Source organism: Sinorhizobium sp. BG8 (assembly GCF_016864555.1).
GTDB lineage: Bacteria > Pseudomonadota > Alphaproteobacteria > Rhizobiales > Rhizobiaceae > BG8.
This window is the reverse complement of the sequence record NZ_CP044012.1, coordinates 900754-921962: the sequence shown is the minus strand read 5'-3', so window position 1 is coordinate 921962 and position 21209 is coordinate 900754. Positions and strand designations below refer to the sequence as shown.

The 21209-nt window shown below is 60.1% G+C and carries 16 protein-coding genes and 3 pseudogenes; 9 read left to right on the top strand and 10 right to left on the bottom strand.

Annotated features, from left to right (window positions below):
- Positions 1-7 precede the first annotated feature (7 nt).
- Both F3Y30_RS25180 and F3Y30_RS25175 read right to left on the bottom strand, forming a co-directional pair.
- Positions 8-808: a CpsD/CapB family tyrosine-protein kinase gene (locus F3Y30_RS25180; protein ID WP_203426995.1), complete on the bottom strand. Its 801-nt coding sequence runs from the start codon at positions 806-808 to the stop codon at positions 8-10.
- Between the two features lie 54 nt (positions 809-862).
- Complete coding sequence (locus tag F3Y30_RS25175; protein ID WP_203426994.1) at positions 863-2425, bottom strand: Wzz/FepE/Etk N-terminal domain-containing protein; 1563 nt, start codon at positions 2423-2425, stop codon at positions 863-865.
- A gap of 688 nt (positions 2426-3113) precedes the next feature.
- Between F3Y30_RS25175 and F3Y30_RS25170 the strand changes: the two genes are divergently transcribed.
- Complete coding sequence (locus F3Y30_RS25170; RefSeq protein WP_246753091.1) at positions 3114-3665, top strand: sugar transferase; 552 nt, start codon at positions 3114-3116, stop codon at positions 3663-3665.
- Positions 3666-3996: 331 nt separating this feature from the next.
- On the opposite strand, the gene F3Y30_RS25165 is transcribed toward F3Y30_RS25170, so the two are convergent.
- A complete protein-coding gene (locus F3Y30_RS25165) occupies positions 3997-4743 on the bottom strand; it encodes a response regulator transcription factor (protein ID WP_203426992.1) in 747 nt (248 codons plus the stop codon).
- A gap of 1404 nt (positions 4744-6147) precedes the next feature.
- On the opposite strand from F3Y30_RS25165, the gene F3Y30_RS25160 reads away from it, so the two are divergent.
- Genes F3Y30_RS25160 through F3Y30_RS25135 form a run of 6 tightly spaced genes read left to right on the top strand, consistent with a single transcriptional unit; the run spans position 6148 to position 11667 of the window.
- Positions 6148-6651 (top strand): acyltransferase, encoded by a 504-nt coding sequence (locus F3Y30_RS25160; RefSeq protein WP_203426991.1) that lies wholly within the window; start codon positions 6148-6150, stop codon positions 6649-6651.
- Entirely contained in the window at positions 6651-7688 is a 1038-nt protein-coding gene (locus F3Y30_RS25155; RefSeq protein WP_203426990.1) for a Gfo/Idh/MocA family oxidoreductase, read from the top strand. Before F3Y30_RS25160 ends, F3Y30_RS25155 begins: the two co-directional genes overlap by 1 nt.
- Complete coding sequence (locus F3Y30_RS25150) at positions 7685-8791, top strand: DegT/DnrJ/EryC1/StrS family aminotransferase (RefSeq protein WP_203426989.1); 1107 nt, start codon at positions 7685-7687, stop codon at positions 8789-8791. Before F3Y30_RS25155 ends, F3Y30_RS25150 begins: the two co-directional genes overlap by 4 nt.
- The gene (locus F3Y30_RS25145; protein WP_203426988.1) at positions 8781-9485 is read left to right on the top strand and encodes an acyltransferase; all 705 of its coding nucleotides are present in this window, start codon (positions 8781-8783) and stop codon (positions 9483-9485) included. The genes F3Y30_RS25150 and F3Y30_RS25145 overlap by 11 nt, the downstream gene beginning before the upstream one ends.
- Before the next feature lie 14 nt (positions 9486-9499).
- A complete protein-coding gene (locus tag F3Y30_RS25140; protein ID WP_203426987.1) occupies positions 9500-10474 on the top strand; it encodes an NAD-dependent epimerase/dehydratase family protein in 975 nt (324 codons plus the stop codon).
- Positions 10471-11667: a DegT/DnrJ/EryC1/StrS family aminotransferase gene (locus F3Y30_RS25135; protein ID WP_203426986.1), complete on the top strand. Its 1197-nt coding sequence runs from the start codon at positions 10471-10473 to the stop codon at positions 11665-11667. Before F3Y30_RS25140 ends, F3Y30_RS25135 begins: the two co-directional genes overlap by 4 nt.
- A 54-nt stretch (positions 11668-11721) precedes the next feature.
- Here the strand turns inward: F3Y30_RS25135 and F3Y30_RS25130 are convergent.
- From F3Y30_RS25130 to F3Y30_RS25105, 6 genes and pseudogenes are all read right to left on the bottom strand, one after another.
- A pseudogene (locus F3Y30_RS25130) lies at positions 11722-13229 on the bottom strand (O-antigen translocase).
- Positions 13229-14151 (bottom strand): annotated as a pseudogene (gene rfbD, locus F3Y30_RS25125) (dTDP-4-dehydrorhamnose reductase). Before rfbD ends, F3Y30_RS25130 begins: the two co-directional pseudogenes overlap by 1 nt.
- On the bottom strand, positions 14148-15215 hold the full coding sequence (gene rfbB / locus F3Y30_RS25120; RefSeq protein WP_203426985.1) for a dTDP-glucose 4,6-dehydratase: 1068 nt from the start codon (positions 15213-15215) through the stop codon (positions 14148-14150). The pseudogene rfbD and the gene rfbB overlap by 4 nt, the downstream one beginning before the upstream one ends.
- Positions 15212-15790 carry a dTDP-4-dehydrorhamnose 3,5-epimerase gene (gene rfbC / locus F3Y30_RS25115; protein ID WP_203426984.1) on the bottom strand — a complete coding sequence of 193 codons (579 nt, stop codon included), beginning with the start codon at positions 15788-15790 and terminating at the stop codon, positions 15212-15214. The genes rfbB and rfbC overlap by 4 nt, the downstream gene beginning before the upstream one ends.
- On the bottom strand, positions 15787-16665 hold the full coding sequence (rfbA, locus tag F3Y30_RS25110; RefSeq protein WP_203426983.1) for a glucose-1-phosphate thymidylyltransferase RfbA: 879 nt from the start codon (positions 16663-16665) through the stop codon (positions 15787-15789). Before rfbA ends, rfbC begins: the two co-directional genes overlap by 4 nt.
- Before the next feature lie 87 nt (positions 16666-16752).
- On the bottom strand, positions 16753-18066 hold the full coding sequence (locus F3Y30_RS25105; RefSeq protein ID WP_203426982.1) for a polysaccharide biosynthesis/export family protein: 1314 nt from the start codon (positions 18064-18066) through the stop codon (positions 16753-16755).
- Between the two features lie 516 nt (positions 18067-18582).
- Between F3Y30_RS25105 and F3Y30_RS25100 the strand changes: the two genes are divergently transcribed.
- Positions 18583-19356, top strand: a complete 774-nt coding sequence (locus F3Y30_RS25100; protein ID WP_203426981.1) for a response regulator transcription factor — start codon at positions 18583-18585, stop codon at positions 19354-19356.
- A gap of 22 nt (positions 19357-19378) precedes the next feature.
- Here the strand turns inward: F3Y30_RS25100 and F3Y30_RS25095 are convergent, their stop codons facing one another.
- Positions 19379-20314 carry a LysR family transcriptional regulator gene (locus F3Y30_RS25095; protein WP_203427650.1) on the bottom strand — a complete coding sequence of 312 codons (936 nt, stop codon included), beginning with the start codon at positions 20312-20314 and terminating at the stop codon, positions 19379-19381.
- Between the two features lie 164 nt (positions 20315-20478).
- Between F3Y30_RS25095 and F3Y30_RS25090 the strand changes: the two are divergent.
- Positions 20479-21197, top strand: a pseudogene (locus F3Y30_RS25090) (alpha/beta hydrolase); the annotation flags it as partial.
- Positions 21198-21209 lie beyond the last annotated feature (12 nt).

The window sequence follows — 21209 nt, the reverse complement described above, 5'->3', positions numbered from 1 at the left end:
GCTCGCCTCAGTATCCATATTTCTCCGGGCTGTACTGACACTTGTTCAGGACCACGCCCAGCAGGTTCGTCTTCTCCGCCAGGTCCTGTTCGCACGCATCGATCTCATTGATCGTGCTGTATTCCGCCGCCGCAATGAGAATGGCGCAATCGACGTTCGGCAGGAAAGCGGTCACATCGTCGTTAGAGAGCATGGGAGGCATGTCGAACAAGACGACATTCGGGCTCATCTTCTGGCGCATTTCCTCAAGCACATTCGTCGTTTCGGCGCATTGCAGCAGCTCTGCCGAGAACTGCACGGGCTGGCGGTTGCCGGCGATCGCAAGGTTGTCTCCATGGCGCAGGAACACGTCCTCTATGCTGCTCTCGCCCTTCAGGTAGCTCTCGATCGATGGAGGGTTCTTCAAGCCGAGCGCTTTTCCGATCTGCGGGCGTTTCAGGTCGAGGTCCACGAGGAGGCTCCGGCAGTCCTTCTGGTGCGCGAGGCTGAATGCCAGATTGAGCGCGACGAAAGTCTTTCCGCATGCCGGTGTCGGAGAGGTGATCGCGATGGACGTCCAATTGTTCTGGCGCATGAGACGCAGGATGTTCGTCCGCATCATGTCGAAGCTGGCATGTGCCGGATCCAGGCGGCTCGTCGTGACGATGCGGTTGCGGGCGGTGATCTCGGGATCGAGCTGCAGTGGCTTGAGGCCGGCCCAGAGCGCTTCGGTGCCGAGCCGCGAGCAGGATTGTATCGCCTGCTCGGCGAGCTTGTCCGAGGAGCGGAACTGCAGGGCTTCTTTCAAGGGTTTTTGAACGTGTTCCATGTGTCGTGCTGTCGATCCTCTTGATTGCGCGCAAGTGGACTGGATTGCGGTCCGTCACATTGTGCCGACGCTCCCGATGCCCGTGACGATCTTCTGCAGGGCGAGATTGAGCGGCATGTAGTAGTAGTGGATAAGGATTAGCGTGGCGGGGATGGCTCCGGCGGAGAGAACCGCCAGGTTCCGCCTTGTCCTGGCGGCCCGCAGCTCGGCTGCTGTCCATATATAGGGGATGGTCGCAAGGGGCTGCATCTGCAGGCGCCGGACCAGTTCTGCCGGCCTGCGAATGGTCTTGTTCAGAATTTCGAGGAGTGCCACGAGAGCGAGCGACAGGCCAATGCCTCCCGCGCCGCCCATGGCGACGATGCGGCCCCGCTTCGGACTTTCCTTGGATTGGGGGGGCGTCGCCGCTTCCAGAAGGGAAATACGGCCGCCGTCGGCGCGCATTTCTATCTGTTCTCCAATAGACGCGTCTGCGCGCCTCGCGATCGCGGTGTTGTACTGGTTCTGGATGTTCACCCGATTTCGCTCCAGCGCATTGAGGACGGTTTCGCTTGCAGGCGTCGCCGTGATCGATGCAGTGAGGTTGGCGATGCGCTGGGTGATCGAGGACTTTTCATGGACGATGAACTGAAGGCGTTCGTCGATCTCGGAGAGTTGCAGCTCGAGCCCGACGGTTCCGCTCCTTTTTCCGCCCTTGTCCTTCCCCTTCTGGTCATTGGAATTCATGCCGTTCTGCAAGGCGGCGATCCGCGCGCGGATCGCGGTGATGTTGGGGCTGTTCTCCGAGAAGATCGCCAACTGCTCGGCAAGTGCGCGGTTCAGATCTGCGAGCATCTGCTGCTCAGGCGTCAGCGGGCCGGAATCACTGAGCTGGCCGGTCGCCGCGTAGGTAGCAACAAGGCTGCTCCGCCTGGACCGGAGGTCGGTTTCTTCTCTTTCAAGCGCAATGAGTCGTTCCTGCTGGCTGCTTTGCTGGCTCCGGCGAAAATCGAGGCTATCGGGAAGCGTATCCTTGTTCTTCGTCTTGAAAGCGAGGATCTCGGCTTCGAGACGATTGAGGTCTGTGCCAAGTCTCGTGACTTCATTGTTGAAGAATTGCAGCGTGTTGCCGGCCCGGTCGGTCCGTAGGCGCAGGTTCCGGCTGAGGATCGAAGCGGCGAGTTCATTGGCGACGTCGGCTGCCATGGTGGGAGTGTCGGCGTCGAATGACACGTTGAAAATTGTTGCTTCCTGGACAGGATTGAAAGCGTCCAGCGAAACCTGTTCGAACTTCACCCGGGCTCGCATGTCCTTCACGATATCATCGGCCGAAGGCTCCTTCTCGCTCTTCCCGTAGATGTTGAACCGTGTCGCGAGATCGATCAGCGCATCGCGTGTCGTTATGCGTTGCTGAAGGATCCTCAGTTGCTCGACCGCGCCTGTTGGCACCGTCGAACGCGCGAGATCAGCGGGAATTTGCGGTGCTTCGATGAGGATCTTGGCGCTGGCCCGGTAGACCGGCGGTAGAGAAAGAGCGATCGCGACGGCGATGGCGATCGCCAGGGGGGCGATTGCCAGGAGATAGGGAAGTCTTCGCCACAGGATCGAAAGGTAGAAGCGGATATCCAGATCGCTCATCGCGAAGCCACTCGAAAATTGAACGGACCGAAGCCGGGTGATGTTCATTTTCAAATGCTTGCGGCTCGCATGATAGATCGCCATTGGGGGGTGAACCGTGGCGCGGGCCAGCCGGGGACTAGTCCCTTTGGCTAGGTTGCTCATCCTATGCGTTACGCAGACGCGGTCGTCACGGACCGCCGGTGGGTCCGTTCGCAACCCCTCGTTGCTCTTTGGATTTTCCGATCATCCTGGGCGTCTTGCCTGCGGCCTTCTGCTTCGGGTTCAGCGTCGGCAGGACCACGTTCATCGATCAGACGTGCTACGCGGAGAGCATTCCAAGTTCTGGCCGCTGTCTCCCCTGTAGCCAGGGCGACCAGGCGTTACTTTCTCTAGATCGAATTGCCTAAAGACGGCGTATTGAGATGTGAAGTTTATGTTGGTTAATATTTCTTTACGCAAGCGATAAACAGGGATTTTCCAATAATAGAAGTGACGAGCGATCTAGTAGGACATGAGGGTGTCCTCTGATCGTCGCAGACGATGCTTGCGCTTGTGAGAAGTCCTTTTCATCGCTCTCGGGGGACGCATGCAGGGAGATTCCAAGCCTTTTTCGCAGCCGCTTGTCGTGCCGCATACGGCGGCGATTGACAACTGGTCGGTCTACTCAACGACGAAACGCAGTTTCGATGTTCTTGCAACACTCTTAATGGCGCCGCTGGCGCTTGCCATCGTGGGCGTGCTTGCGTTGCTCATTCGCCTGGATGGTGAGGGGGCTTTCTATTCGCAGCCTCGTCTCGGAAAGAATGGCAAGGTCTTCAAGCTCTGGAAGTTGCGCAGCATGGTGCCCCAGGCGGAGCTCCGGCTTGAGGAATACCTGGAAGGTAATCCGGAAGCGCGAGCTGAATGGGAAAGAACCCAGAAGCTCAGGGACGATCCGCGCATCACCCGTCTCGGCAAGTATCTGCGGAAGTACTCACTGGATGAGTTGCCGCAGTTGTTGAACGTGTTTATCGGGGATATGAGCCTCGTCGGTCCGCGTCCGATGCTTCCCGAGCAGCGGCCGCACTATCCGGGAACCGCGTACTTCGACATGCGTCCGGGATTGACCGGCCTCTGGCAAATCAGCGACCGGAACAACTGTACTTTCGCTGAGCGTGCGATGCACGACACGCGATACGCCGCGATGATGTCGTTCGGCGCGGACTTGTGGATACTCTCGATGACGCCTGTCGCGGTCTTTAAGGGGACGGGTCTCTGACCTGTCCTCACGCCCGCAAGGCAGGCGGTTCTCGCGCATCCAACGGGCTAAGCCCTGGAGATGTCACTAGGCTCCGCATGAGCAAAGAGAAGTGAGGGGAAATTCGGCCATGCGCTCTCAGGCATTTTTGTCCTGGGGCGTGTGGCATAAAGCTATCGACAAAGCCGTCTGACGCCTATTGCGAGGGTAGGTGGATCGGGAGAGTGTGCTGACGGGCGGGACGGGTTTTCGTGCAAGTCCAGACAACCCAGAACCGCGCACACGTTCAAGAAACTTGTCCGTGTCACGCGGTCTGCAGGTGGTCGCCAGGCGAGCCGGCCAGTCTGGAAACTCAGTGTTCCAGCCTGTTGGCACCGTCAGCGGAAACGTCTCCAGGGAAGAGATCGTTGATCTTGTAGGCAACTTCGGTCCGGTTCGTAGCCTTGACCTTCTTCATGATATTGCGAATGTGCACCTTGACGGTGCTCTCCCTCAGATTGAGTTCATAGGCGATTATCTTGTTCGCCTTTCCACGCCGCAGGGCCTCGACCACTTCGGCCTGGCGTGCGGTAAACATGCCGGCGAGCGGTCTTGCAACGGTGTTGCCTGACTCCAGCAGTTGGCGCATTGCGAAAACGCTGCTTGCGGGAACGAAGATGCCGCCGGCAAGCGCCAGGGCAATCGCCTCGATGCAGACGTCGATGCTGACGGATGAAGGGATGTACCCCTTTGCCCCGCATTCAAGTGCCTTCATGATCTGTACGAGATCATCGCTGTCCGCCAGTACGATGACCGGAGTTGTATCGAAGTCGGATGACATCTTCCTGATCTCGTCGGATACGGCCGGTTCTCCGACCTTCTTTCCTCCGATGTTCAGAAGAATGGCTGCCAGTGGCGGATGCTCATGTCGTTTCTGCTTCCACTCCTCCATGGAGCCGAATGCCAGCACGCGCATGTCAACCTTGTGGGTTGCAATGCTCTGCGCAAGGCATTGACGGTCCAGTGCCCGGCTGTCGATGATTACCAGCGAGCGTTCCGGAAGAAACGGTAGTTCGGGCAACGTCTTCCCAATGACGTTACCCGCTTGCTCGATCGTCATTGGGTGGGAAAGTTTACTGCCTGTGTCTCTTGTGGTGGTCACAATCTCCGAACTCATAGCTAAGCTGCTCCCCAAAAAAATACACTAGGTTTGAGCGTCTCAGGCCTGCATGAGGCGCCAAATGTCGAATCTCTCTCACGCGAAGATCTACTTGCCGGCGGGACTACAAAATATTGTTACTGGGTGCCGGCATTAAACACGAGTTTCTACATAAGCAACTACTTACTAGCTGATAACTTCGAGTTTGCCTAGGTTCGGCGGGAGTTGGCGCGTTTTCGAACAGTACACCGCCAGCCGAAGTGCTTAATACTAATTGAGAATGCAGAACTATCAAAGTTAATTTCAGCATACTCCTTTTGAGGTACGCCAAGGCCGATCAAACACACTCCAGGCGATGCCCGTGGGTGATTTTCCGGGCCAAAATCCACCCGATCCCCTCGCGTGCCCCTGATCGGGCATCAACAAAAGTATGACATGTGCGCCGTATCGTGGAGATTTAATCAAGTTTTCGATCGAATTAGTGCGTGGAAAGTTAAGAGCAGTAAAATATCGATATAAATAGATCTAACTATGATTTCATGAGAGTAAAAAAGTAATTGGTGGTTTTATTACGCGATATCGCTCGATGACGTAAGGTGATGAAAGTAATAATTGGCGATGAAATCCGATCTCGGGTCAGAAACATCTTAGGCTTCAGGTTCGCAAAGATAAAACATAGCGGCATGCTCCCTGGGCATGACTCTGCTTGTATTTTCCGTTTTCACGTAATCTTTGGCCCACCCCTCTGCAATCGGATCACGTAAGGGTAGGCATCAGGTGTGCCTTTGAGGCGGCACCCGTAGAAGGGCATGCATTCCACATGCGTTTCGACAATAGAACACGCATTTGTGAACTGGATTTTCCTTGATGCGAGACTTTTTCCGCCGGTGGGCGACGACGTCAGGTGCGCCGTATGGCGACTACGATGCAGCCAAGGCGCACTCCACCCTTTTTGCCGGACACGATCGTCATCCTTGAAAGAAACAGCCATGGCTGCCGAGAGATCCGACAACTCCCCTGCGCCTGCTGGTTGCCCCGATGTACGAGAGAAGGCCACCGGCGATGCCGCTGAAGCATGGTCCTGAGGGGGATGGGGCGTATCGAGAGGTGTTTCGGGGTCGAAACAGGTGACCGATACGGTAAAGAACAGGGAGTTCGGCCCGCGACAGTCATCAATGCAATGTAAGCAGATACGCCTTTCGGCCATAGAAATACTGCGTTTTGTTTCCTTTACGCGACGGCGGAAAAGCATTCATCTGATCATGCAAGAACTTCAGTGCTTCATCCGACGATGAAAACCATGTGAATTGAAGGTTTCTTCGCGTCGGCATCAGCAGAAACCGCTAAGGCAGGGGCCGTCGCAGCATGATTGCATCTAGCGTCACGTTGGATCCCGGTGTGGTCATCCACCATCCGGATCTGGTCAATCTCTATGGCTGCACGATCGGCGAGGGAACACGCATCGGGACGTTCGTCGAGATACAGAAGAACGCGGCGATCGCCCGCAACTGCAAGATCTCGAGCCATACCTTCATCTGCGAGGGCGTTACGATCGAGGACGGCGTCTTCGTCGGCCACGGCGTCATGTTCACCAACGATGTTTACCCGCGCGCCGTCAATCCGGACGGCAGCCTCCAGTCGGACGCCGACTGGGAGGTCGTGCCCATCCGTGTCAAGCGCTTCGCCTCGATCGGCAGCAACGCAACGATCCTGCCAGGCGTGACGATCGGCGAGGGCGCTCAGGTCGGCGCCGGAGCGGTCGTGACAAAGGATGTTCCAAGTCATGCAATCGTCGCCGGCGTGCCGGCCAGGATCATCGGGCGCGTCAAGGACGCCCCGGTCGAAGTCCTTTCCGCCGGAGGTATGTGATGATCGGCGTTGCTGTTGTCGGCTACGGATATTGGGGTCCGAATCTGGTCCGGAATTTCGCGGAGACGGGTGGCGCGCGTCTCGTATCTGTGTGCGACTTGAAGACCGACAGGCTGGCAGCCGTTCAGGCACGCTATCCGGCCGTGGAAATCACCGACAATTTCGAGCAGGTGCTGCGAGACCCGCGGGTCGATGCCATAGCGATCGCGACACCGGTCTCGGCTCACTTCAGGCTTGCGATGCAGGCGTTGATGGCAGGCAAGCATGTGTTCGTGGAAAAACCGATGGCCGCGACCGCCGACGAAGCGCGACGCATGGTCGACGAAGCGGCGCGTCGTCGCCTCGTTCTCGCAGTTGACCACACCTTCATCCACACGGGCGCGGTCAGGAAGATGCGCGAGCTGGTGGAGAACGGCCTCGGGGACATGTACTACTACGACTCCGTGCGCGTGAATCTCGGCCTGTTCCAGCACGATGTAAGCGTCATCTGGGATCTCGCCGTCCACGACCTTTCGATCATGGACTACGTGCTGCCGGAAAAGCCGATCGCGGTCTCGGCCACGGGCATGAGCCATGTCGCCGGCGAGCCGGAAAACATCGCCTATCTTAATCTTTTCTTCGAAAGCAAGCTGATCGCCCATATCCACGTCAACTGGCTCGCCCCTGTTAAGGTGCGCCGGACGCTGGTCGGCGGGAGCAGCAAGATGATTGTCTACGATGATCTCGAGCCCAGCGAGAAGATCAAGGTCTACGACAAGGGCATTACGCTCAACGGCAACCCGCAAAAGAACGGCGAAAAGGTCTACCAGATGCTGGTAGGCTACCGGACCGGCGACATGTACGCGCCGCAACTCGACATGACAGAGGCTTTGGGCCGCGAGTTGCGCCAGTTCGTCGATTGCATCGAGCGAAATGAGAAGCCGATTGCCGACGGGAACGCGGGGCTTCGTGTCGTGCGCATCCTGGAGGCGGCGACGCAATCGCTCGCCCAGCGCGGCCGTGTGATAGAGCTCGATCAGGTGAGGCGGATCGCATGATTCCTCTCCTCGATCTCAAAGCGCAGTATGCATCGATCAAGGACGAGGTGGACGCGGCGGTCCTGCGCGTCCTCGCTTCCGCGCAATATGTCCTCGGGGATGAGGTCGCCGCGTTCGAAGAGGAGTTCGCGGACTACTGCGGTGCCCGGCATGCGATTGCGGTCAACACCGGAACGAGCGCCCTGCATCTTGCCCTGCTCGCTGCAGGAATTGGACCGGGAGACGAAGTCATCACGGTTCCCTTCACGTTTGTCGCGACCGTCTCGGCAATCTGCTACACCGGGGCGCGGCCAGTGTTCGTCGACGTCGAACCCGTGACACTGACGATGGATCCGACGCAGCTGGAAGCCGCCATCACATCCCGTACCAAGGCCATCGTGCCGGTTCATCTCTATGGCCAGATGGCGGAAATGGACGACATCATGGCTGTAGCCAGTCGGCACGGACTGCCCGTGATCGAGGATGCCTGCCAGGCCCATGGAGCCGAGCACAGGCATCGCCGGGCGGGCAGTATCGGCATATCGGGCTGCTTCAGCTTCTACCCCGGCAAGAACCTCGGCGCCTGTGGCGAGGGCGGGGCCGTCGTGACAAGCGACGACGCCCATGCTCGGACCATCCGCATGCTGCGGGACTGGGGCCAGCAGCAGCGCTATCATCACCTTCTCAAGGGCTTCAACTACCGGATGGACGGTATTCAGGGCGCGATCCTGCGGGTGAAGCTAAGATATCTCGAAGCCTGGACGGCCGCCCGGCGGGCACATGCAGCTCGGTATTCTGCGCTCCTTGCGCATTCTGCTGCCGTGAAGCCGCCCATGGAGGTCGCTCATCGCCGCCATGTCTACCATGTCTACGCCGTGAAATGCAGGGATCGGGAAGAAATCAGGAGCGCCCTTCAGGCCGAAGGAATCCAGTCCGGCCTTCACTATCCCATTCCGGTCCATCTGCAGGAGGCGCACGCCGATCTCGGCTACCGCGCGGGAGATTTCCCCGTATCTGAAGCCGCTGCGCGCAGCATGCTTTCGCTACCGATCTATCCGGAAATGTCGGCGCGCGACGTCGAGCAGGTAGCCGCAGCTCTGGAGCAGGATGCCTATGTCGGCTGAACCCGCGAACACTGCCCGCCTTGTACCGGCGGTCCATGGCAAGCGTGACGCTCCGGCAGACGCCGGCTACCAGCGCGAGCTCGCACAGGAGCTCAGAAATTCCTATGGCACCGCGGGCCTCATTGAACTCTACGGCCGCTTCTCGGCAGGTGACGGGTTTGTCGATGCCCTGATGCGCAGGACAATCTGGCAGGCTGTATCACGGCGGTGCGGCGCAGGTCTCCAGGTCGGCAGCGGGGCGGGCTTTAAGCATCCCGAAACATTCGAGATCGGAAGCGGCGTGTTCATCGGAGCGCAAGCCTACATACAGGGCCGTTATGACGGAACATGCGTCATCGGCAACAATGTCTGGATCGGACCGCAGGCCTACATGGATGCACGAGATCTGGTCATCGAGGACTTCGTTGGTTGGGGCCCGGGCGCCAAGATCCTTGGATCGAGCCATACCGCCGTTCCCGTCGACGTCCCGATCATCCGCACAGACCTGGAGATCAAGCCTGTCCGCGTGGGCGCCTGGGCCGACATCGGCACCAATGCCACGCTGCTTCCCGGTGTCACGATCGGGAAGGGCGCGATTGTCGGCGCCGGCGCAGTCGTTGTGTCGGACGTCGAGCCATTCGCAGTCGTGGCGGGTGTCCCGGCGAAGTTCCTGCACTGGCGAACGGACTACGATCCCCTGCAGACGAGAGAGTGAACGAAGGGCGGGCCATGAAGAACAAGCGTATTCTCATTACCGGCGGGGCCGGTCTCATTGGCTCGCACATCGCCGACCTGGTCGCCGTCGAGGAGCCGCGCGAGATCCTGATACTCGACAATTTTGTGCGCGGGCGGCACGAGAACCTGCGGGAGGCGGCGGCCGCCTTTCCGCTGACAATCATCGAGGGCGACATCCGCGACCGGGTTCTCCTGGCAGAGGCCATCGAAGGCGTCGACGTCGTTTTCCATCAGGCAGCGATCCGGATTACTCAATGCGCCGAGGAACCGAGGCTGGCGTTCGACGTGCTGGCCGGGGGGACGTTCGACGTCCTGGAAGCCGCCGTGAAGGCGGGCGTATCGAAGGTCGTTGCTGCTTCCTCCGCTTCGGTTCTCGGCCTTGCTGAAAGCTTCCCGACGACCGAAGACCATCATCCCTACAACAACAGGACGATCTACGGTGCGGCAAAGGCGTTCAACGAGGGCCTGCTGCGCAGTTTCGCCGAGATGTATGGCCTGCGTTATGTGGCGCTCAGGTATTTCAACGTCTACGGCCCACGCATGGACGTCTATGGTGCCTATACCGAAGTACTAATCCGCTGGATGGAGCGCATTGCGGCCGGGCTTCCGCCGATCATCCACGGAGACGGTACGCAGACGATGGACTTCGTGCACGTACACGACATTGCGCGGGCAAACCTGCTGGCCGCCAAGGCTGATGTCACCGACGAAGTGTTCAATGTCGCGAGCGGAACCGAGACGAGTCTCAGGGAACTGGCGGAAAAACTGACCCGTGTCATGGGGGCGTCGCTGGAGCCGCAGCATCAGGCCGCACGCAAGGTGAACGCGGTAACGCGCCGGCTTGCTGACACGACGAAGGCGGAGCGTTTGCTCGGCTTCTCGGCACGCATATCGCTGGATGACGGGCTTCGCGATCTCGTCGACTGGTGGCGGCAGGAAAGGTCGGTCGCAGGGGGAGAAGCTGCATGAGTGGCGCACTTCCGCAGATCCCCGTCGCCAAGCCGCAACTCGATGAGCAGGAAGTCGAGGCGGTGCGGCGCGTCGTGCTGTCCGGCTGGGTCACGCAGGGACCGGAGGTCGCTGCCTTTGAAGCCGAGTTCGCCGAATACGTCGGTGCGCCCTACGCCTGCGCCGTTTCCAACTGCACGACGGCGCTCCATCTGGCGCTGATGGCGGTGGGCGTCGGTCCGGGTGACGAGGTGATAACAGTCAGCCATTCGTTCGTCGCGACGGCGAATGCGATCCGCTATTGCGGAGCGGTGCCGGTGTTCGTCGATATCGAGGCGGGCGGCTTCAACATGGATCCCGACCTGATCGAGGCCGCGGTTACTGCGCGTACAAAGGCAATCGTGTGCGTCCACCAATTGGGCATGCCGTGCGATCTCCGTCGCATCGTGGAAGTTGGAAGACATTTCGCCATTCCGGTTATCGAGGATGCCGCCTGCGCGACCGGGAGCGAGATCCTCTGGGAAGGCGAGTGGCAAAGGATCGGCAGGCCTCATGGCGATATCGCCTGCTTCTCTTTCCATCCGCGCAAGGTCGTCACGACAGGTGACGGCGGCATGCTGACGACCGCCAATCCGGATTACGACCGGAAGTTCCGGCTGTGGCGGCAGCATGGTATGAGCGTCGCCGATACGGTCCGCCATGGATCGAAGCAGGTGATATACGAGGAGTATCCCGAACTCGGATACAACTACCGCATGACCGATCTGCAGGCAGCGATCGGCCGCGTGCAACTGCGGCGCCTGCCGGAGCTCGTGTCTCGGCGCCGGCAGATCGCGGCCAAGTATGAAAACCTCCTCAAAGATGTGCCTGGCCTGGTGACACCGATCGAACCAGCCTGGACCCGCAGCAACTGGCAAAGTTACTGCGTGATGCTACCGGGCGACATCGACCAGAAGGTGACGATGCAGGCATTGCTGGACCAGGGAATCTCGACGCGTCGAGGCGTGATGAACATCCACCTGGAATCGGCCTATGCGGCAAGTGGTTCGCATCGGGCCAGCACGGACCTCGCCCGCAGCGTGGCTGCCCAGACCGGATCCGTGATACTTCCCCTCTTCGCTCAGATGACGGATCAAGACCTGACACGGGTTGGCGGGGCTCTTCGTGAGCTGATGGTTCCACCCCTCAGCCTCCCCTCAGCCAGGGTCGGCTGACCACAGACCGCGTAAACCTGCGCGTTCCTTCCCTCAACCGCAACCGATTTCAGCTCAGGCCGCTCTCGACACAAGCGCCTTGATCCTCATCGGGATCGAGCTTCCAGGGAAGAGATTGGCGAGCATCCGCAGCGAATAGAGCCCGCTTGCCACGGTTGCGGTCGAGCCCAACACGGTCGCCTGCCATGCCGGCAAGACCAGGCACGCGCCGAATACCAGCGCGGATGCACCAAGGAACATAAGCCCGAGCTTCGTGTTGTCGCTGGACCAGCGGAAACCCGTCATGCGCCGCGAGATCACATATATCAGAAGGCCGTGCCACACGTAGAGCCCGAAGAATGCCGCACCGGCACCTACCGCTCCGAGTGTCGTAACCAGCAGCCAGGCCAGACCCACGTGCACGATAGTGGCGGCGACCTCCGTCCAGAAGAAGATGGTCTGCGCACCCTTTGCGAGCACGATAAAGCCCATTGGCCAGGCGATGATCCGCAACATCATGCCGAGGCAGATCCAGCGCAGGATGTCCGTCGCGGCGTGGAATTCCGGCGAGTAGAACAGCCACATCGCCAGCGGTGCAAATGTGAGTGTGCCAAGGACGCCGGGACCGGCCAGAAGCATGCTGATCTGGGTCTGCTCATTGACGAGACGATTGCAGGCGGCATTGTCGCCGGCGATAGCGGTCAGACGCGGATAGAAATCGGTTCCCATCGCCTGGAGAATGAAGCTCGCATAGAGGCCCCCAGGGCCCAGGCTGCCTGATAAAGGCCGGCGGCAGCGACGCCATCTGCGCGCAACACGAAGATGCGAATGGCGTAGGCGGCACCCATGGTGAGCAGCGCACTTACCATGAAAGCAAAACCGAGTTTCAGCAGTGCAGCCGTTTCGCGATAAAACGCAGGCGCGGTCATTGGCCGAGTGTCGATACTCAACTTCCTGCTGTACCACCAGGACGTGATAAGCGTCAGAGCGGCTGTCCCGATCAGCGATGGCACAATGCCCTGGGAACCGAACCAGTATATCAGCGGGATGCTGATCACAGTTCCGAAGAAGGCCGACAATACGCTGATCCGGGCGAGATCGCCGATGGCTCGCACGCCCTGTATCAAGGCAACCTGCCCACTGGACACGATCCGCATGAACACCGCAATCGACAGCAACGCCACTCCGGCGACATGCTGATGGTCTCCGAATGTGAAGCCCGCGACCGGAAACGCAAAGGCCGCCAACAGGACGGTTCCGAGCAAACCGAGAAGGATAGATGTTCGCCGGATGACGGTTGCCGTGCGCGCGATCCTCTCCGCGTCCCCGGTTCCAGCCGACTCGGCGATCTGGCGAACACCACTTGCCTGCACCCCGAGGCCTGCAAGCGCCTGCGCAATGTCGGCTATCGCGCTGAAGAGCCCCATGAGCCCGACGCCTTCCGGACCCAGCACCACTGCGATGGTCTTGTTTCGAATGATCGAGAAGCCGACGTTCAAGAGCGAGGAGCCGCCCATCAGAGCCGTCGACTTGAGTATCTGGCCGTAGCTATGCGTTTCCGTGGAACTTTCGTCGGAGGCCATCAGCCTGCATCCCGTGTTTCGTGGCGGCCCTCTGGTTCGAGGACGGGGCGGCGTGCCTTGACGATGCGCCGGACGATTGTCTCGGCACTCTGCTGCCAGTCTGGGGACCGCCAGCCGAAGGTTTTCTCGAACTTTTGCGTCGAGAGACGAGAGTTCAATGGGCGTCGGGCCTTCGTGGGATATTCGCTACTCGCGATGTCGTGGACGAACGCGAAAGGGCCCCCGTTTGCGCGGCTGACTTCGAATATGTGACGAGCGAACCCCGACCAGTTTGTCTCTCCGGAACCCGCAACGTGATAGACCCCGAACGTTCGCGCGCCGGATGCTCCGCGATGCGCAGGATCGCGTCTGCCAGATCCAGGGCCGATGTCGGATTGCCCCACTGATCTGACACGACTGACACCGTCGGTCGGTCTTCGGCAAGCCTCAGCATCGTCTTCGCGAAGTTTGTCCCGAAGGGGCTGTAGACCCAGCTTGTGCGAAGAATGAAATGATAGGGATTGGCGGCAGCGACCGCCCTCTCGCCTTCGAGCTTGGTGTGGCCGTAGTGGCTCTTCGGCCCGGTCGCGTCGCCTTCCTGATAGGCGCGTCGGACATCGCCCGCGAAAACGTAGTCCGTGGAAAGATGTATGACCGGGATTGCGAGCTTTGCCGCCGCGCCTGCGACGGCCGCTGCCCCGAGAACGTTAGCGGTGTAGGCGAGATCGCGTTCGTCTTCGGCGCGATCGACGGCGGTGTAGGCCGCGGCGGAGACGACGATATCGGGCCTAGCAGAAAGGACAACCGACGCGATCGCATCCGGCTTTGCAAGGTCGAGTTCCGGCCGGCCGATACCCAGGACGTCGACACCTGGCCGTTTGGCGCCAAGCTCGAACAGGCTGGTCGCGAGCTGGCCGCGTGTGCCCGTGACCAGGATCTTCATTGTGCGGCCGCCAGTCTTCCCAGGCGTTCGCCGGCATAGCGACCTTCGCGGATCGGCCGCCACCACCAGTCGTTGCCGAGATACCAATCGATCGTGCGCACGAGGCCGCTCTCGAAGCTCTCCTTCGGCGCCCAGCCGAGTTCGCGCTTGATCTTGGTCGTATCCATCGCGTAGCGGCGATCGTGACCGGGACGATCGGTCACGAAGGCTATGAGGTCGCGATAGCTCTTCTCGCTCCTGCGCGGCTTCCTGATGTCCAGAATATCGCAGATCGTCTGCACGACGGTGAGGTTCGTGCGTTCGCAATCTCCGCCGATGTTGTAGCTTTGGCCGGTCACGCCCTTGGTGGCAACCAGTGCAAGCGCGCGTGCATGATCCTCGACATAGAGCCAGTCCCGCACGTTGGCGCCTGCGCCATAGACCGGCAACGACCTCTCGTCGAGTGCATTGAGGATGACGAGAGGTATGAGTTTTTCCGGGAAATGAAACGGCCCGTAGTTGTTGGAGCAGTTGGAAAGAACGACTGGCAGCCCGAACGTGTGGTGCCATGCGCGGACGAGATGGTCCGAAGCGGCTTTGGAGGCCGAGTAGGGAGAGGAGGGCGCGTAGGGCGTACTCTCGTTGAACGTGCTTTCGTCGAAAGGAAGGTCTCCGAAGACTTCGTCGGTCGAGACATGATGGAAGCGGAAATCCCGAGCCAGGTCTTCTGGCAATGCCCGCCAGTAGTCCAAGGCCGCCTGCAGCAGCCTGAAGGTGCCGACGACATTGGTCTCCACGAACATGGCCGGCCCATCGATCGAGCGATCCACATGGGTTTCGGCGGCAAGATGAATGATGCGCTCGATCTTTTCCGCCCGGAGCAGCTCCGTTATCGTCGTCTGATCGCAGATATCAGCTTTGACGAAACGGTAATTGGGTCGATCCTCCACTTCCCGCAGCGAGGCGAGATTGCCCGCATAGGTGAGGTTGTCGACGTTGATGATCCGGTTCCGCGGATCATCAACGAGCTGCCGGCAAAGAGCCGAACCGATGAAGCCGGCTCCGCCGGTCACAAGTATGTTCATCTGCCGGCTCCCTCAGAAAAATCGAAGATCTCGGCCTGTGCCAGGTATCCCGCGGCGCGATCCTTCTCGGAGAGCTGGAAGTCCGATGCGGGCAGCGGCCAGTCGATGGCGATATCGGGGTCGTCGAAACGGATCGAGCGGTCATGGGCGGGGGAGTAATAGTCGGTGACCTTGTAGATCACCTCCGTATCGGGCTCGAGCGTCAGGAAGCCATGGGCGAAGCCCTTGGGTATGAGGATCTGGTTCCATTGCTCGGGGCTGATGCGGACACCCACCCATCTCGCGAAGGTCGGCGATCCCCGGCGGATGTCGACGGCAACGTCAAAGATCGCGCCCTTGACCACCCTCACGAGTTTGTCCTGGGCGTGGGGTGGCAGTTGGTAGTGCAGTCCACGCAGAACGCCCTTTGCCGCGGAACGGGAGTGATTGTCCTGGACGAAATGGAGGTCGATCCCCGATGAGGCAAGCTTCCGGGCATTCCACGTTTCGGAGAAGAAGCCGCGGTCGTCTCCGATCTTGCCGGGAAGGATTTCCAGGACTCCGCCCAGTCCGAGCTCCCTGACCTCCAGCGTCATCCGGCATATTCCTCGGCGCGACGGCGGAGATAGGATGCATAAGCAGTTTTACCGAGCATGGAAGCGCGCCTGAGCACGTCCTCCGGTCCGAGCCAGCCCATTTCGAGGGCGATTTCCTCCGGGCAGGCGATCTGTACGCCCTGGCGTCGCTCGACCGTCCGCACGAACGAGGCGGCGTCGTAAAGACTGTCGTAGGTGCCCGTATCAAGCCAGGCATATCCCCGCCCAAGTTGGCAGACGTGTAACTCGCCGCGTTCGAGGTAGATGTTGTTGACGGCGGTGATTTCGAGTTCGCCGCGCTCGGACGGCTCGATCGATGAAGCAATGTCGACCACATTGTGGTCATAGAAATAGAGCCCGGTCACGGCCCAGTTCGATTTCGGTTTGGCCGGCTTCTCCTCGATCGACATGGCCTTGCCGTTCGTCTTGTCGAAGCTCACGACGCCGTATCGTTCCGGATCGTCTACGTGATAGGCGAAGACCGAAGCACCTCTCTGCCGGGCAGCCGCCTGCCGGCAGACGGCCGGGAGGCCGTGCCCGAAGAAGATGTTGTCGCCGAGGATCATCGCGACATTGCCGCCGTCGATGAATCTCCGGCCGATGATGAAGGCCTCCGCCAGCCCATTCGGGTGAGGCTGTTCCGCATAGGATAGGTTCAGCCCGAAATCCGACCCATCGCCGAGAAGCGCCTGGAAGCAGGGCAAATCGCGCGGCGTCGAAATAACAAGGATCTCCCGGATGCCCGCGAGCATCAGCACGCTCAGGGGATAGTAGAGCATCGGCTTGTCGTAGATCGGCAGTATCTGTTTCGAGACCGCGATCGTCAGGGGATAGAGGCGCGTCCCGTTGCCCCCGGCCAGTATGATTCCCTTCATCTTGCAGTCACCTCGAGGCTGAGCCGGCCGGCGTTTGCCGGGCCAGACAAGGAAACGATTGATGGGGACATTTGATCTCGGAGTCGGTCATTGGCTGGCCTCCTGGGATCGAGGAGTTGGCGAGACCGAAACGTCCGTCTCCTCCGTGTCGAATTGGGTTGCTTCCAGGGGGACCTGAGTAACCCTGACCACGTCTCCCGGTATGAGAAGGGTCATCTCTGTCGCTGGGAACTCGTTGGTCTTGCTGTCGATGCGCCGCGTCACGGCGAAGATCAGCGGCCGCTTTTCCCGAGATGTAGAACCGCCGCCTTCCGCCAGTCCATCGAGAAGTTTCTTCTGCGTTGTCTCACGTTTCAGTTCCTGCTGATCGAGCGCCGACAGCTCCGTCTGCAGCTCGGACGCGATCTCGGTGTGCCTTTTATCGTAGAGGCCATCGAGGTCGCGCGTGGTCTCGGCAATGCTCTGACGTGCGCGCATGGTGGCGGTTACCAGATCGAGCTGGTCCGAGCGAATTCCTCTCAGCGTGCGTTCCAACTCCGCCTGTCGTGACGGGATAGTCAGTCCGCGTTCGACCATCGTCTTTACGTTCGCCAGTTCTTTCTCGAGCGAACTCGCATTTGCGTCCACGCCTTTGGCCTTCTCGCCGAGCGAAACGAGTTCCGCATCCAGCAGTTTACGCAACTCGGTCAGCGACTTTGATTGGCGCTCCAGGTCGTTCCGACGTGCGGAGAAAATGGCCTCCTCCTGCTCAAGGATCGCTTCCGCGACCCTGCGATCGGTTCCGATAGGCAGCGTGAATTCAATCTCCTTGGCACCGGAGATTTCCGCCTGTAGCCGTGCAATCCTGATGGAACCGCGCAGAACGTTGGCGTCTATCGACCGCAACTCCCCGATGAGCTCGATCTCCTGCGAGCGAGAGAGCGAATTCTTGTCCTGGGCCTCGCCGCCGCTCATTGCCAGTGCCTGTAGGACGGTCATTCCCGTGCGGAACTCGAATTGACCGGGCGTGCTGACGTCTCCGATGACGTAGATCGGTGGATAGGAGAGGACTTGTACGGTCGCCTCCGGCGTCTCGACCAATCCGATCCTGGCCTGAAGACGCCTTGCGATCTCCTTTCCGAGCGCGGTGTCGTCGAGATCCCCAAGATCGACAGTGCCCAGTACGGGAAGGGAAATGGTCCCCGCTTCGGACACGACGTAGTCGCCGCCGAGGGCGCCCCATTGTTCGTAAGCGCCCTTGGTCGGCATCCATTGTACGATGGTCAGCCGGATTTTCGTCTGCGGCGGAAAGTGGGTAGACGCTGCCAGGAGGGGAGACGCAAAGCCGCAGGCGACGAGGAAGGCGACCACGCGGAGCGTTCTTCGCGGAGGGGCCCGGCGAGTGCTGCAGTATGCGGTCATGCATTTCTCCAAATCGAAACCCTCAACCGTCGCTCTGCCTTCGCGGAACCGAATCCATCGTGCGCGTCGACCGCGCGATTGGTCCGGCATCGTGTCCCATGTCTCAGGGCGATCCGGATTCAGTGTGCAAAAATTGCGAGCATTGAGAAGGGAGACTGCGGTGAGTGGGCTTCATCAATATTGGTGAGGAAGGTAAGGCCCGGGCTAACCGAGGTCGAAGCGGTGGATCGACTGCCGGCCTTGCGCGACATTTGGACGAGCCGCGCCGGCAGGTAGTAGCCAAAGATCTATCGAAGTATCGATCGGAGGATGAGAGTAGCCGCGTTGATCTAGTCCGTTCGGATGATGCAGGGCCGTAGCGGCGCTGCCGCCTCTGTTCCCCCTCCATCCATGGCTCCCCCCTTTTGCGCCGTCGCGGGCGTCGAGCACGTAGGCTACAGTCCGCACCAGCAGTTGCTGAGGCCGGTCGGCTCGTTCGGGGAAAGGGCCGCTGGACCGAATTCACGGGTGGTTGTGATGGCCTTATTGCATGGGAACGGTCGCGACGACGTCGGCATTGCCGAAGCCGCGGTCGCCAGGACGCGGTCGGAGCCGCAACGTGCGATCGTGATCATCACGAAAACCGGCTCGGTGTCAGAAAGGCTCGTTCACGCTCTGGAACGCGAGTTTCCCTGGGTCGTGGTAGACCAGGTGGGCGATGCCGCCTCTGCCTGCCGCCCGTTCGCTCACCCGGTCTCCCTGATCCTCATCGATGTACCCCTGGTAAAAGAGGCGGAAGAGGTGTCGGCCAGTCTCGCCGGCATGCACCCCCAGGCCCTCACTGCGGTCATCGAGCCGCACGACCAGAGCCTCGCCACGATCCCTGTCGATATCCTCGCGTCACCGCTCGTTCGAAGCGTGCTGCCGATGAACCTCAGGCTCGACGTGTGGCTGTCCGTGATCCGGCTGATGCTCTGCGGCGGCGAGTACTTCCCACCAGGAATGATCCTTCACGCCAAGAAGAACGGGCACAACACGGACTCGATGTTCGCACGTCGTCCCGCGCCCGTTTCTGCCACAGCGGGCGCGACGCCCGTGGCGCATCTGACCACGCGGGAGCTGCAGATCCTCGAAATGGTCTCCCGCGGCCTGCAGAACAAACTCATCGCCGCGGAGTTTCGCCTGTCGGAACACACTGTGAAGATCCATCTTCACAACATCATCAGAAAACTCGGGGCCCATAACAGGACCGAGGCCGCAGCGCGGTTCCGCCACTTCCAGGAGCAGAACGCCTGGTTGCCGGAGCGGTGACGCGCCCCGCACGTTCGTTTCTTCAGCCGATCCGAAGCACCTGCGATGGCAGGCGTTCGTCCTTCAACCCCTGAACGAGCCTGACCAGCCAGTCGACGAAGACGCGCACCTTGTTGGAAAGATGTCGCGTCTGCGGATAGACGACATAGAGAGGAATCGGTTCGCACCTCCAATCGGTCAACACAGGCACGAGGCGACCGTTCGCAAGCGGCTCCTTGGCCATGAAAACCGGTACCTGCGCCACGCCAAGGCCCGTCAGCACGGCATTCAGGTAAGAGCGGGCATCGTTCGCCGAGACGATGTAGCGGGGCGTGATCTCCCGGCTCTCACCGTCTTTTTCGAACTCCATCGGCAGAACTTTCCCGGCCTGTGCCATTAGATAACCGACGGCGAAATGATCGCCCGTGAGGTCTTCCGGTTTTGTCGGCATGCCGATTTTTTCGATGTAGGTGGGGGCCGCGCAGGTGATCATCTCCATTTCCGAGACCTTGCGGGCGATCAGCGACTGGTCGGCTGGCGTACCGCCGCGCAGCGCGCAGTCGACGTTCTCCGCGATATAATCCACCAGCCGATCTCCCACGCCGAGATCGATGGTGATCTGCGGGTAGCGCGTATGGAAATCGCAAAGTGCGGGAATGACGATCAGGTCCGCGAATGCGCCCGCCATCTCCACGCGCAGCCTGCCGGATGGCTGTGCCTGAGAATTGGAAAGGCTGCCGTCAAGCTCTTCTATTTCTGACAGAATCTGGGAAGCGCGTTCGTAGTAGAGCGCACCGTCGGTCGTTACCATAACGCGACGCGTGGTGCGATTGAGGAGCGTTGTGCGCAGGTGTGCCTCCAGCCCCTGAATGAGGTTGGTGACCGTGGTCTTGGGCATGTCGAGGGCAGTCGCGGCGCGCGAGAAATTGCCGGTTTCAACTACCCTCACGAAAACCCGCATAGCCGAAAGCTGGTCCATATCCATGATCCTTTCGCTGCGATGCACTATTATTCGAAATTTGGAACAGTGATATCAATTCTGCGGGACTTTTCATAGAACGTCGGAATAATAATATACCAATCAAGTTGAGAGCAGGCACCCTTCCTCACAAGGAAGCAGGTTGTATGCGAAAGGCCAGTGTTATGGGCTGCGAATGGCGTGACATGGAAGTGGATGGAGCGGCGAACCGTTCCATGCCTATTCGTGTTTATGAGGGTTTGACGTCCGGGAAGGCGCCGCCGCTTGTGCTGTATTTCAGTGGCGGCTCGTTCCTCGACAAGGACAGGATGGGCGAAAGCCCTATTGCCCGTTGCTTTGCCGGTGCCGGTGCGATCGTAGTCGAAGCGGACTACGCGACGCCCTCTGGCAACGCCTTTCCGAAGGCGCTCGAATATGCGTTTGCCGCCTTGCGGTGCCTCAGCGGCAAGCGCAAGCAGTTCGGTAGCCAGCGTTCCCTGCTGCTGGTTGCCGGTGAAGAGGCCGGCGGAAACGTGGCCGCCGGCGTGGCGCTCAAGGCTCGCGACCAGATGCCGAACGAGATCGACGGGCAGATCCTTCTCTCGCCGCTCATCGATCCGCTGATGGCCACGGCCTCGTTTCGGGAAGCCGAGGAGGCCGGCATGCGGGAGCGCTGGGCCGAGGGTTGGAACCAGTATCTTGGCTCCGCGGGGGGTATTGCCACCCCTATGCCGCTCCGGGCCATTGCTCGAGGCTGTCAGGAACCGCTCCGGCGCTGATCCTGACTTCCGAGGACGATCCTCTGCGTGACGAGGCGGCCTGCTATGCCGCGCGCCTTGCTGCAGCGGGAGTAAAGGTCAGGAATCGCGTGCTGCCGGCCTGTCGAGGCTGGACCGACATCTACGATGCTGATGTG